Genomic DNA, 17,136 nt, shown 5'->3' on the forward strand with positions numbered 1-17,136 from the left:
AATTAGCGTACCCACAAATGACATCTGCACAGAACTGAGCAGAGAGTACAATACGATTTTTATATTCGATTTGTTCCTGGATAAATTCATGCGCTGATTATGCTTTTATATAGTTCAGTTACTTCCTGTGCATATCGTTCCCATGTATGGCCGGTACGAATCGTTTCTGCAGCATTGAGTCCCATTTCTTTTCTCAGTGCCGGTACTGCGCTTAGTTGCAGGATAGCAGCTGCCAGTGCATCGGCGTTATCATCGGGAATTAAAAAACCGTTTTCCATGTGTGTTACCGGCGCCCCGCTGTTTACAGTGGTGATTACCGGTAGTCCTGCTGCCATCGCCTCTTTCACAGATTGTGCAGCGCCCTCTACATATGTCGGAAAAATATACAGATCGCTCTTTGCGAGAAATGTCTTCAGCTGATCCTGTGGCATGGAACCATGCAGGGTGATACCCGGATGATTCCTGAACCAATCCGGAATAGCCAGTTCGTTCGATACATTACCAATCACATCCAGTGTGAAAGGAAAATCTTTTTGAATAAGTTGTTCGATAGCGGATACTATCAGGTGAGCACCTTTGCGTACACCGAAGTTGCCTGTGAACACCAGGCGGATCGTACCTGACTCATAAGATTGTTTTAGTGAATGAAAGCTCTCATCAATACCCAGGTGAATCACTTTGATCTTATCAGCAGCAAAACCCTGTGCAACAAAAGTGTCTTTCACATAGTCTGAATTCACCAGCACCACATCTGCTTCTTCACAATCTTTCAACACATTGTTCCAGAAGCCATCAGAGATATTGATGAATTTTGATTCTTTACTTTCGCTTAGTAGTTTGTCCAGCTGTCTTTTGATCTCGCTGGGGTGTGCAATGCTGTGGTCTACTACCACCTTCATACCTTGTGCACGGGCCTTTTCAATAGCGCCTGCGCGGCCTGCGCCGCTGCGTACATGAAAGATCTGGCTGTTGCGGATGTACTTTTTTGATTCTGTACCAAACGCTTTCCATCCCATTCTTGCCGCTTTATCTCTCGTTAAAACCTTCTTTCCGGTGAGGATAAAAAGAAACTGGATATAAAATTCTGAGAAGCTGCATGTGCGGATTTGCTCTCTCGGGAATCCTTTAGGAGAGCGTTTTCGCAAACCGTAGGCCAGATTACTCCGGCCTACCAGCTTGCCCATGACATTAATAAATTTGTCTGGAAAGTTCTTCCCAGGTACCCAACCTGTAATCACTTCCACATCTACTCCCTGCTCTTTGATGGCAATGGCGGACTGTATCAGATGCAACCTGCCCTGTCCTGTCGAAATAATAATCTTCATATTTGATTTAGTTCCTTGTGAGCAAGCGTTTAACTCCGTTGACAACGGGGAATTTTTCGAACAGTAATCTTTTGATCTCTGCAAATGTATCTGGCATAGCAAGGTATATACCACCCGTATAAAATCCTGAACCGACCACAGAAATAAGGATCATGGCTGTGACCGGGTTAGCACCCAGATAAAGGAATCTGAAGAAATACCAACAACTACCATAGCAAAGCATCGCTAAAGGAATCGGTATCACAAATACCTGCACTGTTTCTTTCAAGGTACCACCCAAAAGTTTAAAACCATTGTATAACCAGATTGGACTAATAAATATATAAAAAATCGATACGCCTGCAGCCGTGCCATGCACCCCCCAAAGCAGTGTACCAGATAAAACCAGAATCACCATGACAATCAGTCCATAAAAGGATTGCCTAGCCATACCGGCAAACATCCCTTTTAGCCTGTAGGGTGTAGACCAGAGCCATGCTACCGCACGAAAAGCCATACCTACAGACAGTATTTCTACCAATGAAATGGTCTGTACCCATTTTGCAGAGAGAAACACCTGAACGATCCAGTAAGCAGTAGCTCCCTGCCAGATGGCGAATGCTGCACCAAATACAGACAGATAAGTCACACTTTTTTTGAACATATCCTTGGCTCGCTGGCTATCTTTAATCGAAGCCAGGCTTGGAAACAATACACTGGGCAGGTTATTGGCCACAAAGCCAATAACCTGTATCGACAAGCTAAAAGCCATATAATAAATACCTACTATTGTCTTACTCACCAAAAGCCCCAGTACGATATAGTCTGCCTGATCCATGACCCGCTGTACAATAGAATTTATTAGCGACCAGGAGCTGCTTACGGTAAGGTACTTCCAGCGGCGCAGGTGTATATTAAAATGAATCTTCAGGTGTGTAACACGGTATTTTACAATCAAAAAGATAACTGAAACAACAAGTGGTGGTATGACAAAACTGTATACCCCAAAACCCATATAAGCCAGTGCTACCGTCATAAACATCGTCAGCACAGTCTCCATGATCCGGATTACCGAGAGCGTTTTGAAATCTAACTCTATGCGCAACTTGGTCAATGGAATTACACTCAGTGCGTCTAACGGTGTAGTCAATGCATAGAAAGCTACCAGAACGAAAATGTTATGATCCTTGTACACCAGACTTCCAACATAACCCAGCACCAGCAAAAAAATACAGGAAACAAATCCGAATACCCATGAGATGCCAAAGGATAAAGGAAGCCAGTTGGTGAAGGCCCTTTGCCGTCTGATCAATACATCGTTCAACCCAAACTGCTGAATGATAAGACCAATGCTGGTGACGGTGTACACCAGACTGATAAGACCAAACTGCGCCGGCTCCAGCATCCATGCCAAAACAATCTGACCTAAGATGGAGGTTAACTTTGTTGCTCCTGTCTGCATCAGCATCCAGCTGATGCTGTTAAATACATGTGTTCCGGAAAGATTCTTTTTGCTCAAAACTAAATAGATGACTTAATGAATGAAGATAATTTCTCCGCTTCTGAATCAATGATATCAAGATTAGGATACATGATGCCATTGTTCTGCTTATGATCAAAGCCTAGTCTGTTAAAAATACCCGCCCTCAGACTATTGGTCAGCAATCGGGCAGGCTTACCAAAGGCGAGACTTACTGCACAGGAATGTACCCTGTCTGATACAGTGAAGTCTGCCGATTTATACAAGGCCAGGTAAGAAAGCAGATTATAGCTCAAAAACGAATTAGGTAATGCAAAATTGATATGATTAAACTTTGTAGACACTTCCTGGTTAACTCTGACAATCTTATGTTCCTTTACAGCTTCCTGCACAGGTCGAAAGCGGTTCAGGTGGCGGCTAAAACGGTGATTGAGTCCCCAAAATGTCTTTTTACGCTCCAGCTCTAAGTTCGTTATTTCCACCTCTCCATTTACTTTGTAGACCGGTTCCAGTTCCCTGTAAAAACTGCTGATAAAAAATTTGAAATTTTTATCCAGTGTATCTACAGGCAACATTTTATTCACCAGGAAAGCGGTGCATATACCATTGTAAGAATTCTTTATATAATCTTTAAACTTCAGATAAGTATCCTGGTCCCGGGATGATAAGAACAACGGCGGATATTTTTGAAAAAATTCTCCCGTTTCAGTGTGCAAAGAATCTGAGATACCTGCACTTGATACGCTAACAAGTGCATACTGCTCCCCTTTTTCTTTGATCTGTTTGATCTTATCTTTATAATTGGTCAGTATCTGGCGAATTATAGGACCTGAAAAAATATGCAGATCAGCAAATTGATGATTCATCATATGAAGGGCATTCTTTCTTTGCCAGTCACTCTTCGGGCGAAATGCTCTGAAGATAGGCCCCTCTTCCATTAATACATTGGCTTCCGGATACAGTTTTTTAATTAATACAAAAAGTGCACTCTGGTAAAACCCATCACCGATGTTATTCCAGGTAGAATTTTCAACTAAAATTTTCATATAGATAGATATTTATTTCACCATCGCCGGCATAACTTCCGGGTGGTTGATTAGAACGCGCTTAAAGGTTGACATAAAAGGTTTTTCAGGGAAACAATGTAAAGCATATGCCAACAAGTGTGACAATAGCAACAGCCAACCTAACAATACAAAGGTTTTTGATATAACCATTGTTAGTTTGCAGTAATATTCAGTTCACTAAAAAAAAATGCTACAATAAATTATAATAGTAACATAGATTATCAAGTAAACAGATCAAATAAATAAATAAAAAGTAGTATATCGAGTCCAAACCTGCACATAGACATACCTAATGCAAATGCTTTGCCGATCACACCATACGCATCCCCCGCCTGCCTGAAACTCTCCCCTCCCTCCCACAGCAGCCAGGGGGCAGGCCCTGTAGCAACGTACAGAGCTGCCAGCCCACGAAAGCCATCGAGAAAGGAAAGATTGGTCTTTACCGGTAATAGCTTCGCCATATATATTTATTAACCGATGAGATGTTCAAATTGTGCAACAGAATCTTTGCGGAACAGCTCAATATCGGCAGCTACCATTTCTTTTACCAGTTCAGGCAGGTCATATTTAGGGTGCCAGTCCAGTTTTGTCTGTGCTTTGGTTGGATCACCGATCAGTAATTCTACTTCTGTAGGACGGAAGTACTTCGCATCTACTGCTACTACTTCTTTACCGATTGGCAACACAAATTCCTTATTACGGCAGGCAGTTACAATCGCCACTTCTTTTTCACCCTTGCCGGAGAATGCCAGTTCGATACCCAGTTCGTTGAAAGCCATTTTCACAAAATCACGTACAGGTGTAGTAATACCCGTTGCGATCACATAGTCTTCAGGGGTATCCTGTTGCAGTATCCTCCACATCGCATCTACATAATCTTTTGCGTGCCCCCAGTCCCGGCGTGCATCCAGGTTACCGAGGTACATTTTGTCCTGCTGACCGAGTGCAATCGCAGCTACACCACGGGTGATCTTGCGGGTTACGAAGGTTTCGCCACGCAGCGGACTTTCGTGGTTGAAAAGGATACCATTGCAGGCGAACATGCCATAGGCTTCACGATAGTTCACCGTGATCCAGTAAGCATATAGTTTTGCTACTGCATATGGGCTACGTGGGTAGAAAGGTGTTGATTCGCGCTGAGGCACCTCCTGCACCAGACCATATAGTTCTGAGGTGCTGGCCTGGTACACGCGGGTCTTTTTGTCCAGCTTCAGGATGCGGAGTGCTTCGAGAATACGAAGGGTACCGATACCATCAGCGTTAGCAGTATATTCAGGGGTGTCAAAGCTTACTTTTACATGGCTCATAGCAGCCAGGTTGTAGATCTCGTCAGGTTGCGTTTCCTGGATGATGCGAATCAGGTTAGTGCTGTCGGTCATATCGCCGTAGTGCAGTTTGAAACGCACGTTCGGATCGTGGGGATCCTGATACAGGTGGTCGATTCTATCCGTGTTGATAAGGGAAGCACGGCGTTTGATACCATGTACCATGTATCCTTTTTCTAATAAAAGTTCTGACAGGTAGGCGCCGTCTTGTCCGTTAACACCGGTAATTAAGGCCACTTTCATATTATATAGTTTTTAAAGAATTAAAGCTTTTATTTAGTAATAAATTCGATCTCTGTCGGCTGTGCTGTTCCAATACCGTAGGCCACTATTCCTTTCTTCTTCAAATAAGGCAAGTCATAAATATTCCTTCCGTCAAACACCACAATCCCCTTCATCTTATTCCAATCCGGTAACCTGAAATCATTCCACTCCGTCACCAGTACTACCGCATCCACACCTTCCACCGCATGGTACATATCTTCGCACCATATCACCGTATCGCCCAATGTCTTTCTTGCTTCTTCCATTGCCACAGGGTCAAATACTCTTACTATGGCACCCGCTTCCAGCAAGGCATTGATCAGCACGATACTTGCTGCTTCACGCATATCGTCCGTACCGGGTTTAAATGATAAGCCCCAGATACCGAATACGACCCCTTTCAAATCACCATCATAATGATTTGAGATCTTGTCGAACATCACCAGCTTCTGATCATTATTCACCGCTTCCACCGCTTCAAGTATGCGCAGCGTATGCCCATAATCTTTACCGGTTTTCACCAGTGCTTTCACATCTTTTGGGAAACAGCTACCACCATATCCAATACCAGGATAAATAAAGCTGGTACCAATACGTGCATCAGAGCCAATCCCTTTTCTTACCATGTTTACATCTGCGCCAACAAGGTCACAGAGGTTAGCAATATCATTGATAAAAGAAATTTTCGTTGCCAGCATCGCATTCGCTGCATACTTTGTCATTTCTGCAGATGCGATGTCCATGAAAATGATCGGTCTTCCATTCAGTAAAAAAGGTCTGTACAGTTGTTCCAGTATCTCTTTACTCTTACCACTGTTCACTCCCACCACGATCCTGTCAGGTTTCAGAAAATCCTGCACCGCAGCTCCTTCTTTCAGGAACTCAGGATTGGAAGCCACATCATAATCAAGGAGTTCATCGCGGTTAAGTACAGCCTGTTTGATCTCCCTGTTTACTTTCACCGCCGTACCTACAGGTACAGTAGATTTTGTCACCACTACGAGATAGTCAGTCATAGACTGTCCTATTTCTTTCGCTACCTGCAATACATATTTCAGATCTGCACTACCATCTTCACCCGGAGGCGTGCCTACTGCTATAAATGCAACAGCAGCACCCGGAATCACCGCTGCCAGGTCAGTACTGAAAGACAGTCTGCCATTGGCTACATTGCGGGTCACAAGTTCTTCCAGTCCAGGTTCATAGATGGGAAGAATACCACGATCGAGGTTCCTGATTTTTGTTTCATTCACATCCACACACACTACTTCTGTTCCTACTTCTGCCAGGCATGCGCCGGTCACCAACCCGACATATCCTGTGCCTATTACGATTACTTTCATCAGTTTACTTTGATTAACATTGTGAGCAATAAAAAAACTCAGCTAACGGCCATATGACGTTTCCTGAGGAAATCCGCGTATGCTTGTACTAATCCTTCTTTCAGTTCAATCGTGTGTTTCCATCCCAGGCTATGCAGTTTGGAAACATTCATCAGTTTACGTGGAGTGCCATCAGGTTTTGATGGATCAAATACAATTTTGCCATCATAACAAACTACTTCTTTCACCGTTTCAGCCAGTTCTTTGATGCTCAGGTCTTCGCCGGTGCCAATGTTGACCAGTTCTTTGCCATCGTAGTGCAGCATCAGGTATACACAGGCAGCAGCCAGGTCATCGGCAAACAAAAACTCACGACGTGGGGTACCGCTACCCCATACAGTTACACTGTTCTTGCCCGCTTCTTTTGCTTCGTGGAAGCGGCGGATCAGGGCAGGTAAAACATGTGAGTTTTCAGGATGATAGTTATCACCGATGCCATACAGGTTTGTGGGCATCACACTGATATAATTACAACCGTATTGATCACGGTAAGCTTCGCAGAGTTTGATACCTGCTATCTTGGCGATGGCATATGGTTCGTTCGTCATTTCGAGGGGTCCTGTAAGCAGACTATCTTCTGTGAGTGGCTGTGGGGCCATCTTCGGATAGATGCAGGAGCTACCCAGGAATTGCAGTTTTTTCACACCGTGTTTGTAAGCAGCATGAATAATGTTGGCTTCCATCATCAGGTTATCGTACAGGAATTCTGCACGGTAAGTGTTGTTCGCATAGATACCACCCACTTTTGCAGCTGCGAGGAATACGTAATCAGGTCGTTCGCTTTCAAAAAACTCATCTACAGCGGCCTGGTTACGCAGGTCCAGGTCAACGGAGCTACGGGTGAGCAGGTTGGTGTAACCTAAAGTCTGCAATCTTTTTTTGATTGCACCGCCTACCATGCCGCGGTGACCTGCTATATATATTTTATCGTTTAGTTGCATAGTATTGATTTAAAGTAATTCAGGTCTGTTTTCTTTTACCCACTGGTGCAGTTGTTTCACTTCCTGGCCTTTCCCTTTTTGCAGAATCAGCAGGGCTTCAGGCGTGTTCACCACTACTACATTTTCCACGCCTACGAGGGCAACCAGTTTATCTTTGCCAAGGACCATGCTGTTCACAGGGTCGCTCTGGATAAAAACAGCCTGGTGATTGCTGTACTGGTAGTGTTTGGCAAGTGCATCTGCGAGTGCTTCATATCCCCCTACGTCACTCCATTCCATTGTACTGGGTACCACTTTTACAATATTGCTTTTCTCAAGTACTGCATAGTCAATACTGTCAGCAGGAATTGCTTCCATGGTAGATAGCCGGATGCGGCCTGTTTCCAGGTATTCAGCAGCAGCAATGGCAGCAGCAGTGTAAATAGCTGGAGCATATTGTTGCAGCTGTTCCAGCAATACACCTGCTTTTCCACAGAAGATGCCGCTGTTCCAGAGGTAATCACCACTGTTGAGCATTGCTTCGGCAGTTACGATATCCGGTTTTTCAGTAAATCGTACTACATCGTAAGCATCGTATTGTATATACCCATAGCCTGTTTCAGGATAGGTAGGCTGTAGCCCGATAGTTACGAGGTGATTGTCAGCAGCCAGTTTCTCTGCCATGAACACGTTCTGGGCATAGATATCTGGCGTACCAATAAGGTGATCCGCTGGTGTAATGAGGAGAATTGTTTCCGGATCGGCGATGAAGGCAGCTAAAGCAATGGCAGCAGCGGTATTTCTACCTACAGGTTCAGCAATCCAGCGTGCATGTGCAGCACCGGAATTTTGCAGCTGATCTGCAACGGTAGTGACCTGTTGCTCATTTACAATGGCCAGTACACTGTCACAGGCAAACGCATTGCGTTGCCAGGTCAGTTGCAGGAGGCTCTGGCCGTCAAATAACGGCAATAGTTGTTTAGGCGTCTGTTTGTTAGACAGCGGCCAGAGGCGGGTACCAGACCCACCACAAAGGAGAATATGTTGCATGGAGAGGGAGTTAAAGCGAAACGTTAGAAGGCTGTTGCCTGAATTGATTGCTGTTGAGAAGCACCAGTTCGCTTTTCCTGACAGTAGCGGTAAGGGCAAATCCCATGCTGTATAATACAGCTTTCACCGTATTTCTTCCTGACTCCACTACCCTGCCACGCTGATGCATGAGTGGGCCAGCAGTGATCTGGATAAGGTCGTTCTGATGAATTGGAAAACTTTCTACTTCCACATTGTCATATTCATGCAGGAAACGCTTGATCAGATCAATCTCATGTTCAGGAATACAAGCTGGTTTACCCAGCCAGTATACGAAGTTTACGATACCCGCCGTTTCACGTACGGTCGTTTTCATTGTCTCTGGAATACGAACAAATACATAAGATTTAAAAAGCGGCTCTTCCACCACTTTTTTACGATCACTCCACTGATGAGTAACTCTGTTGATGGGACAATAGGTTTCGACCTGTTTACGAATCAATGACTCTGCAACTTTCTTTTCCCATCTAGGTTTGGTATACACTGCATACCAGAAATTCTGACTCTTTTCCATGGGAATGGTTTTAACGGTTAAAAAATCGAAAATGCATTTGGGGGGGAATTTATAAAGACAGGGGGGGGCATGGTCTTTTGATCAGAAGGCATGGCTTCGCCTCCTCAGTCCCATGAGTGTCTTGATGGATGTCTCTAAATGTTGATCTGTATAGGATCAGAACGTTCTGGTGTGTGTAACGCAGCTTATTTAAAAAGCCGGCTTAATCCTTTCTTCTTTATTGAACCGTTCTGATGTTCGTCGGTATAACCATAGCCATAACCATTGCCATAACCATAGCCGTAACCATTGGCATAACCATAGGAGTAACCTGGTATACCCCGCATTTTGATACCATTGAATACAATATTCAGTTTACCAAGTTCCTGCGAATGATAAAATTCGTCGATCATTTTTAAGTGGAACTTAGGCGTGCGCTGGTGGCGTACCACAAACAAGGTTGCATCTGTAAATGGTGCCAGCAGGCGGGCATCTGTTACCGGACCTACCGGCGCGGTGTCGATAATGATATAATCAAAAGTGGCACTAAGCGAAGCTAACAACTGTTCCAGCCTGCCATTCAGGATCAACTCGGCAGGATTCGGAGGAACCACCCCGGATGAAAGCATATAGAAATACTCATTCCCTTCTAAGGGTTTCTTCAGAATATCACCGATTACCGCCTGATCGATCAGGTAATTGGTGATACCGGGCGTATGTGGTACATTCAGCATCTTACTTACCTTGGGCTTGCGCAGGTCAAATTCCAGCAACACAACCTTCTTTTTCATCAAAGAGAGGCTTATAGCAAGGTTGATGGCAATAAAGCTCTTTCCCTCACCTGATATGGAAGAAGTAATCATAATGGTCTTATTTGCCCCGTTAATGCCTACATAGTTGAGGGATGTACGCAGGGCACGGAATTGTTCCGCTACTGCCGTACGTCGACCATCAGTGATGGCAATCGGATGGGCTTTGTCGTCCTGCATGATTTCGCCCAGTATCGGTGCACTTGTAGCCTTTTCGATGTCAGCACGGAACAATACTTCCCTGTTAAATATATCTTTGACAGATATAAATCCGGCTACCACAGCCAAACCTCCTAATACTGCAAGACCAAGTATCATTGACCTTCTTGGACTGAACGGGAAGGAATCAGCTTCTGCCGCATCTACGATACGGCTGTCTGAAATAGCCGCAGCATATTGTAGGGCAGTTTCTTCTCTCTTTTCCAGCAAGAATGTGTAAATGTTATTTTTGATCACCTGCTGACGACTGATGGACAACAGTGCTCTTTCTTTGCTGGGTACTGTTCTGAGAATGCTGCTATACTTCACATTATCTATCATCAGCTTTTGCTTGCCTGCTTCCAGGTTTGCACGCAGACTGCGCACATTTTCCAGGATGGCAGGTGTCAGCTTCTTTTTCTGATCCTGCAGACTGGATAACAGTGGGCTATTTTCACCCGTCGTTTTCTTCAGACGTGCGAGCTGCATTTCGATTTCGGAAAGCCGGTTCACAAGTTCCAGCAACACAGGATCTGTTAAACCAAATGTAGCCGGTACCATATTTTCATCTTCCTTTCTGCCCTTTACATAATCTTCAATTGAATTTAAAACGGACAACTGAATGTTCGCTTCTGTCAGTTTAGTATCATTCTCCTTTACACTCTCCAGGAACAACTTACTTTGTTCACTGATATCTACCAAACCTTCATTCGTTTTGAACTTTTCGATTTCACCTTCTACCTGCCCCAGCTCATTGGTCACGATCCGAAGGCGTTCTTCTACGAATGCCATGGTTTTAGCACTCATCCTATTCTTATCACCGATGGCTGCAGCATCGTATACCTTCATCAATTCATTCAGCACAGCTTCGCCCCTGGCAGGTACCACATCATTGTATTCCAGGCTGATCACGTTCGCTTGTTTATTAGCCTGTCCTACTTTGAGATTAGCTATCATTTGTAAAGTAAGTATTTTATCTCCGGAGACATGCAAAAAATAATTGTGCCTGACATCATCTTTCACATTGCCAGGTAGGAAAATCATCCTACCCCATTGTGTTTGAACAGTGTCACCCATGTGATAGGTAATATTACCTATAGACACCTGTTGGGTAGCATCATTTACTTTGAGCGGCAACTTTCTGTTCTCAAGTGGCGCTATATGATCTGGTTCCAGAAATAACATTCTCACGGGTGTCTGGTGATAGACTACCACATCCCTGATCTTGCCATCATCTACTACTTCGCCATAAAGATTCAGGTGCTGAATTACTTGTTTGGCAAGTGTTTTGGACTTAAGTATTTCGATTTCATTATCTATTTGCTTGCCTGATCCGAAGATATCCAGAGAAGAAAGCACTGAGCCATCCATACCCTTCGTATCATCTTTTATGAGCAATGCAGCTGTCACTTTGTATACAGGAGTAGCATATCTCAGGTATACAAAGGCACCAGCAAACGCAATCAGACCAGCAAGCACAAATAATGGCCAGTAAGGCTGATAACGGCTCCTAAGCAGATCCAGCAGATCAGTCTGATCTTCCTGCTGTTTACGAATATCTGTTTTCTTTCTTTGCATGTAATTCAGCCAACTATTTAATAAAAAATGGGGTTAATAAGTACATTACAATCAGCACGACCAATCTAATCTCGTCACATGGTTTTCCGATAAATCATGTCGATATATTTTTATATTCTAATTAAAGACTAACCGATCTAAAATAATTACCACCAGTGAGAGACTACTAAGGACAATCGGTATTATCTGCCGCGCCGTATTGGTGCTTGCCACCTTGGCCTTATTAGGTTCCACATACACTACATCGTTAGAGTGCAGGTAATAATAAGGCGATGATAAAAGTGACCGGTCATTCAGGTTGAGCCTTTTCACAGTTCTGGTCCCATCATCACTTTCACGAATCAGCATTACGTTCTCTTTCTTCCCGAATACCGTAATATCGCCTGCTAATCCCAGTGCTTCGAGAATAGTGACCCTGTCACTTCCAACGTTTACTACCTGGGGCCTTGCGACCTCGCCTATAATGGTTACACGATAATTTAAAAACCGAACACTCACCACCGGGTCTACGAGCAATTTACGTTCCGTGAGTTGATCCCGTATTGATTTTGACAACTGGGCCTTGGTTAGACCCGTGACCTTTACCTGGCCTAATACGGGATATTGTATATATCCTGAATCGTCTACTAAAAATCCGGTTGCCTGAGGGCCGCTGCTGGCGACACCTCCCACTGCGGCCATACTTGGCGTGTTGTAGATAACTGCATCCTCCACGTTCATTGAGCTAACCGTGATTTGCAGAATGTCATTTTTCTGAATAACCGGCTCAAGATTTCCTTTTATGGGTGCCAATACAGTGTCAGGTAAGTCATGAAAATATACTGACTGCTTTGTACTAACACAAGACATAAAGAAACAGCAGATAAGGACCGGGAAAAAAAATCGGGGTAAATAATCCTTACTTAAAAACATTGTTCCAATTTAATATTTGAAGGTTTTTTCTTCCTCGCTTTCCGTAGTACAATATTAGTTTATCATGCCCTAAAGCACTATTACTTACTAGAGTATAATTCGATGATATACCCAAAACGTGTCTACTTATTATAGTAGTGCTTATTCAAGCCACACGATTTATCATGCGAAAAACTGATTTGAACAAAATCCTGCAAAACCTACAAATAAAAAGGCTATACAAAGACTTTTCGACCAGATTTTTGAAATCAACTCCGATTTTGTAGCAACATTCAGCTTTTGATATACTTTTTTGAGATGTTGGTTGACAGTAAAGACAGTTACAAACAACTTGTCTGCCATCTCCTTATATGAGTAGCCCTCTTTGAGCAACGCGAGTAGTTCATATTCCCGCTTTGTCAGCTTGTGTCTTATATCTTCTAAGGGATCTTTATTAATATGGTTAATCAACAAATGTGCTGCTTTGGGTGACAATGTGCTTCCCTCACTGATGGCATCTAATATTGAATGATAGATTTCCATCAGACGACTGGTCTTAATGATATATCCATTAGCACCTTTTCGAATCGACTCTATAACATAATGCTTTCCATCATGCCCTGATAAGACGATGATTTTAGCGTCAGGATATATACGGCGCAATTCATGCATGCCCTGTATACCCGACTCTCCTGGCAGCGAAATGTCTAGAAGAATGACATTGACATCTGCTTCTTTAAAGGAAAGCTCTCTGAACTCCTCCATTGATTTACAAGCAAAGATAACTTTACACTCTTGAAAATCTTCGAGAAACTCCCGGTAATTATTCAATTGGAAATAGTTATCCTCTATAATTCCGATGTTGATCATAGGTGATTAATTAACTTGGTTTTTTTTTTCAATATGACATGGTCTAATACATTTTATATGAACAAAAATGATTCCAGAATATTTGTGTCGGATATGAATTTTTAATTAATGATTAAACAGAACTTTATACATTACTCTTAATCTTCCACTATTCTACTGTAGCTATTTTAAAAAAATCTATGTGTCTATTTTAATAACATCCTGTGACAAAAAATTGTTCAATTCAATATTACAGGCAAATTATGACTAATCTCTTTTAAAACACAATTCAACTTTAAAATTAGGGGGTAATTACCTATCTTGTTTTAGAAAGATGATTTCAAAGACACGAAATTGTGATTAATATATCATTAATTTCCATGTAAACAATTTTCTACAGATCGTGTATACCACATTTCATCAATTGCACGTTAACCATAAACAAATGAAAAATATAGATACTACTTCATCTAATGATGTTGCGAACTTACTTAATAACGCAAGCAATATTATTGCTATTACATCGCATGAATTTAAAACACCGCTGACAGCTATATCCGCATCAGTAGAACTATTGGCTGCAAGACTACATAGCAACCAACAAATGGATGCCTTCTATGAGAAAAATTTATCACGTATCACCACCGAAATTTTCCGCCTTAATAATATGCTGGATGAGATGCTTACCATCAATACCATTATGTCCGGTCGTATGACTCTGAATAAACAAATCGTAGATGTTGTTCAATTGCTTATAACATTGCGATCAAATTACTTTGCAGACCCGGAAGATACCCGTAGCTTCGAACTTATTGTTAGCGGTATACCACAGGGCATTTATGCTGATTACAATCAGTTGAACAGAATTTTTGTGAACCTCGTGAGCAATGCGTTTAAATTTTCAAGAGAGAAAGCCCCGGTGGTTGAAGTCGATTTCGAACATCACCAGGTAGTGATCAGGATCATAGACGATGGTATTGGGATTCCTGCAGATGATCTGCCTCAACTTTTTCAACCTTTTTTCAGGGCGAGTAATGTAAATGAGATAGGAGGTACTGGGTTGGGGCTATCAATTGTTAAAACTTTTGTACAGGAAAATAATGGCACTATTACTGTAAATAGTGTTGCTGGTGAAGGCAGTACATTCACACTTACTTTTCTATATTATTCTGATTCCCTATAGAGAAAAGCTATGCAACATACCATCTTATTGATAGAGGATAAACCAGGTTTGAGAGATACAATACAAAGCCTGCTGGAACTACATCAGTATCAGGTCATCACCGCCGGTAACGGGGAAGAAGGCATTCACATGGCCACTGAACACCTGCCTGACCTGGTGATCAGTGATATTTATATGCCTGTCTTGAATGGTTATCAGTTACTGGAAGCCTTTCGGGCGCATGAACAACTACGCTATATACCTGTCATCATCCTGAGCGCAAGATCCGCCACTGAAGAAGTAAGCCTGGCCATTGAAAAGGGCGCATCGGCCTATATTAACAAACCGTTCCTGTTTGCCAATCTGAATGCCAGTATCCAGCAACTGTTACAAACCACTAGCGGATCAGCACCACTGACCCTCTGAACTCTTTATGTTCATTATTCCCGTCATCGAAGGTGCAGACATATGCAAATGCCTGCTGATCCTGTATGATACCTTTTACACTTCCATCCCACCCTGCCTGCGGATCATTGGTACGAAATACCAGGCCTCCCCAGCGGTTGTATACACTTAGTTCATAATGAGTGAGTAAATCGTATACTTTGGGTTTGAACAGGTCATTGTTACCATCACCATTCGGACTGAAGGCAGTCGGCATGACCACAATACAGTTATGCAAGGGTGAAGTGATATTAGCACTCCCACCAATCTCACAACCATTGGCATCTGCTACCTCATATATATAGTGCCCTGCTCTCAGTGAGTATAAAACGCTGTCCTGCTGCCAGGTGCCACCTTCTATCCGGTATTTGTAAGGCTGTGTGCCGCCTTCAATCTGTAAAGCTATTTTTCCATCCTGTGTTTCACCACAACTACAGGGTTTTACTGTTATTTCTTTCAATACAAGTGGTTCGGGGTCGCGCAGCAATGCCGTGAGGGTATCGGTACAGATCTGTCCATCCTTTACATACACCTGGTAACTGCCTTCATCTAACCCTGTAAATACCGAATCGCCTACAGGTGTATTATCATCCAATACAAACCGGTAAGGAGGCATACCACCTGAAACGGATACATGAATTTCTGCATTGTGACGACCGTTACAGGTAGATGGAATTGTTGTGAGTGTCGTAGTCAGGTCAGACATGCCCACTGTAACAGTGCCTCCCCCCGTCGCACCATTTTCGGCGGTGACGACTACCGTATATTCACCGGGTGGTAATTGATTTACCCTGGCCGTTGTGTAATTGCCCGGTGTCCAGAGATAGGTATAAGTAGTACCATAATCTACCGGCGTGACCTGTATAGTACCCGTACTGGCATTGTTACAACTCGGCGTAGCCGACAGTGTAGTCTTTATCACCTGCCGGATGTTGGAGAAGTTATCAATCAGAACAGCTGTACCAATATCACTCTTTGTGCAGGTCTGTGACGGATCTGCCCAGATGGATATATATTTATAATTAGCTGTTGGCTCAAGTATGGCATAATACCGGCTCCAGGTCGTATCTGTAAACGGACCGGACGACCAGAGTCGCTGTGCGGTATCCCTGGGACTATTGCCTCCATAAATGGTAAGGTTACCATTGCAGGCAGCCTGCAGGTATTTTGGTGAATAGGCCAGGTCTACAGAGATAACATAGGCCAGTCCTTTCTGCAATGGAGCGGCGAGTAACTGTGCAAGCCCCTCCCTGTAAGCAGGGCCGCTATGCAGGCCAGTATAAGCTTTACCATCGGAGGGCCGCTTAAAAATGTTGAGCGGGCCGGGTAATACATCAGGTGTGTTTGACGCCGCTATCCAACCGGTAGGCACACTATCCCTTCCAATATTTCCTTCCATTGACGGGTTATTCAGCTCAATTACCTGGGCACTGGCAATCTGATGCATACAAACATTCAATGTTAAGACACACAAAACACGGGTGATCACACGCACTATATGGATATAGCGGTGTGTTACCCGTATTCTTGTAAATACAGGCAATGACATAGGATACGATTTTTAAATAACGGATGAAAAGCCAACAACATTCTATGCCCGTGGTATTGGAGCAAGGAATCATTCATTTTCATAGGTAGGGATTCAGAAATTGGGAGGTGATCCCAATTTCTGAATCCTTTATAAGGTTTATTGGCTATTGCATTCTCAGGTAAAACAAATATACAATATATTTAAATAAAATATATATTAAGAAGTGATTTTCTTGAACTGACGAGATTGTTAGAATTCCCTTGTTTGAGTAATACAGCAAATATAGCATAGCTTTCAGGCTATCCCGTAGGTAAAAAATATATGATCCGCCTATAAGCCGTAGATATCCC

The 17,136-nt window shown here is 43.1% G+C and carries 15 protein-coding genes; 2 read left to right on the forward strand and 13 right to left on the reverse strand.

The window, feature by feature from the left end:
* Positions 1-86 precede the first annotated feature (86 nt).
* From BW716_RS11895 to BW716_RS11950, 12 genes are all read right to left on the reverse strand, one after another.
* Entirely contained in the window at positions 87-1,325 is a 1,239-nt protein-coding gene (locus tag BW716_RS11895) for a glycosyltransferase family 4 protein (RefSeq protein WP_083722774.1), read from the reverse strand.
* Between the two features lie 7 nt (positions 1,326-1,332).
* Positions 1,333-2,823, reverse strand: coding sequence for an oligosaccharide flippase family protein (locus BW716_RS11900; protein WP_083722775.1), 1,491 nt, complete (start codon positions 2,821-2,823; stop codon positions 1,333-1,335).
* Between the two features lie 2 nt (positions 2,824-2,825).
* Entirely contained in the window at positions 2,826-3,830 is a 1,005-nt protein-coding gene (locus BW716_RS11905) for a polysaccharide pyruvyl transferase family protein (protein ID WP_083722776.1), read from the reverse strand.
* A 242-nt stretch (positions 3,831-4,072) separates the two neighbouring features.
* Positions 4,073-4,312 carry a hypothetical protein gene (locus BW716_RS11910; RefSeq protein ID WP_083722777.1) on the reverse strand — a complete coding sequence of 80 codons (240 nt, stop codon included), beginning with the start codon at positions 4,310-4,312 and terminating at the stop codon, positions 4,073-4,075.
* Positions 4,313-4,321: 9 nt separating this feature from the next.
* Complete coding sequence (gene gmd, locus BW716_RS11915) at positions 4,322-5,419, reverse strand: GDP-mannose 4,6-dehydratase (protein ID WP_083722778.1); 1,098 nt, start codon at positions 5,417-5,419, stop codon at positions 4,322-4,324.
* 29 nt (positions 5,420-5,448) lie between these two features.
* A complete protein-coding gene (locus BW716_RS11920; protein ID WP_083722779.1) occupies positions 5,449-6,783 on the reverse strand; it encodes a UDP-glucose/GDP-mannose dehydrogenase family protein in 1,335 nt (444 codons plus the stop codon).
* 38 nt (positions 6,784-6,821) lie between these two features.
* Positions 6,822-7,763, reverse strand: coding sequence for a GDP-L-fucose synthase (locus BW716_RS11925; RefSeq protein ID WP_083722780.1), 942 nt, complete (start codon positions 7,761-7,763; stop codon positions 6,822-6,824).
* A 9-nt stretch (positions 7,764-7,772) separates the two neighbouring features.
* The gene (locus tag BW716_RS11930) at positions 7,773-8,792 is read right to left on the reverse strand and encodes a mannose-1-phosphate guanylyltransferase (protein ID WP_083722781.1); all 1,020 of its coding nucleotides are present in this window, start codon (positions 8,790-8,792) and stop codon (positions 7,773-7,775) included.
* A 10-nt stretch (positions 8,793-8,802) separates the two neighbouring features.
* Complete coding sequence (locus BW716_RS11935; RefSeq protein WP_083722782.1) at positions 8,803-9,345, reverse strand: UpxY family transcription antiterminator; 543 nt, start codon at positions 9,343-9,345, stop codon at positions 8,803-8,805.
* Positions 9,346-9,530: 185 nt separating this feature from the next.
* Complete coding sequence (locus tag BW716_RS11940; protein ID WP_083722783.1) at positions 9,531-11,909, reverse strand: polysaccharide biosynthesis tyrosine autokinase; 2,379 nt, start codon at positions 11,907-11,909, stop codon at positions 9,531-9,533.
* Between the two features lie 117 nt (positions 11,910-12,026).
* Positions 12,027-12,758, reverse strand: coding sequence for a polysaccharide biosynthesis/export family protein (locus BW716_RS11945; protein WP_235643622.1), 732 nt, complete (start codon positions 12,756-12,758; stop codon positions 12,027-12,029).
* Positions 12,759-12,983: 225 nt separating this feature from the next.
* Positions 12,984-13,670: a response regulator transcription factor gene (locus BW716_RS11950; protein WP_083722785.1), complete on the reverse strand. Its 687-nt coding sequence runs from the start codon at positions 13,668-13,670 to the stop codon at positions 12,984-12,986.
* 424 nt (positions 13,671-14,094) lie between these two features.
* Between BW716_RS11950 and BW716_RS11955 the strand changes: the two genes are divergently transcribed.
* Together BW716_RS11955 and BW716_RS11960 are read left to right on the forward strand one after the other, a co-directional pair.
* Positions 14,095-14,832: a sensor histidine kinase KdpD gene (locus BW716_RS11955; protein WP_083722786.1), complete on the forward strand. Its 738-nt coding sequence runs from the start codon at positions 14,095-14,097 to the stop codon at positions 14,830-14,832.
* A gap of 9 nt (positions 14,833-14,841) precedes the next feature.
* Positions 14,842-15,237: a response regulator gene (locus BW716_RS11960; RefSeq protein ID WP_083722787.1), complete on the forward strand. Its 396-nt coding sequence runs from the start codon at positions 14,842-14,844 to the stop codon at positions 15,235-15,237.
* On the opposite strand, the gene BW716_RS11965 is transcribed toward BW716_RS11960, so the two are convergent.
* Positions 15,209-16,804 carry a gliding motility-associated C-terminal domain-containing protein gene (locus BW716_RS11965; RefSeq protein WP_083722788.1) on the reverse strand — a complete coding sequence of 532 codons (1,596 nt, stop codon included), beginning with the start codon at positions 16,802-16,804 and terminating at the stop codon, positions 15,209-15,211. The genes BW716_RS11960 and BW716_RS11965 overlap by 29 nt on opposite strands.
* Positions 16,805-17,136: the final 332 nt, after the last annotated feature.

The organism is [Flexibacter] sp. ATCC 35208, from assembly GCF_001975825.1.
In the GTDB taxonomy this organism is placed as follows: Bacteria; Bacteroidota; Bacteroidia; order Chitinophagales; family Chitinophagaceae; genus Chitinophaga.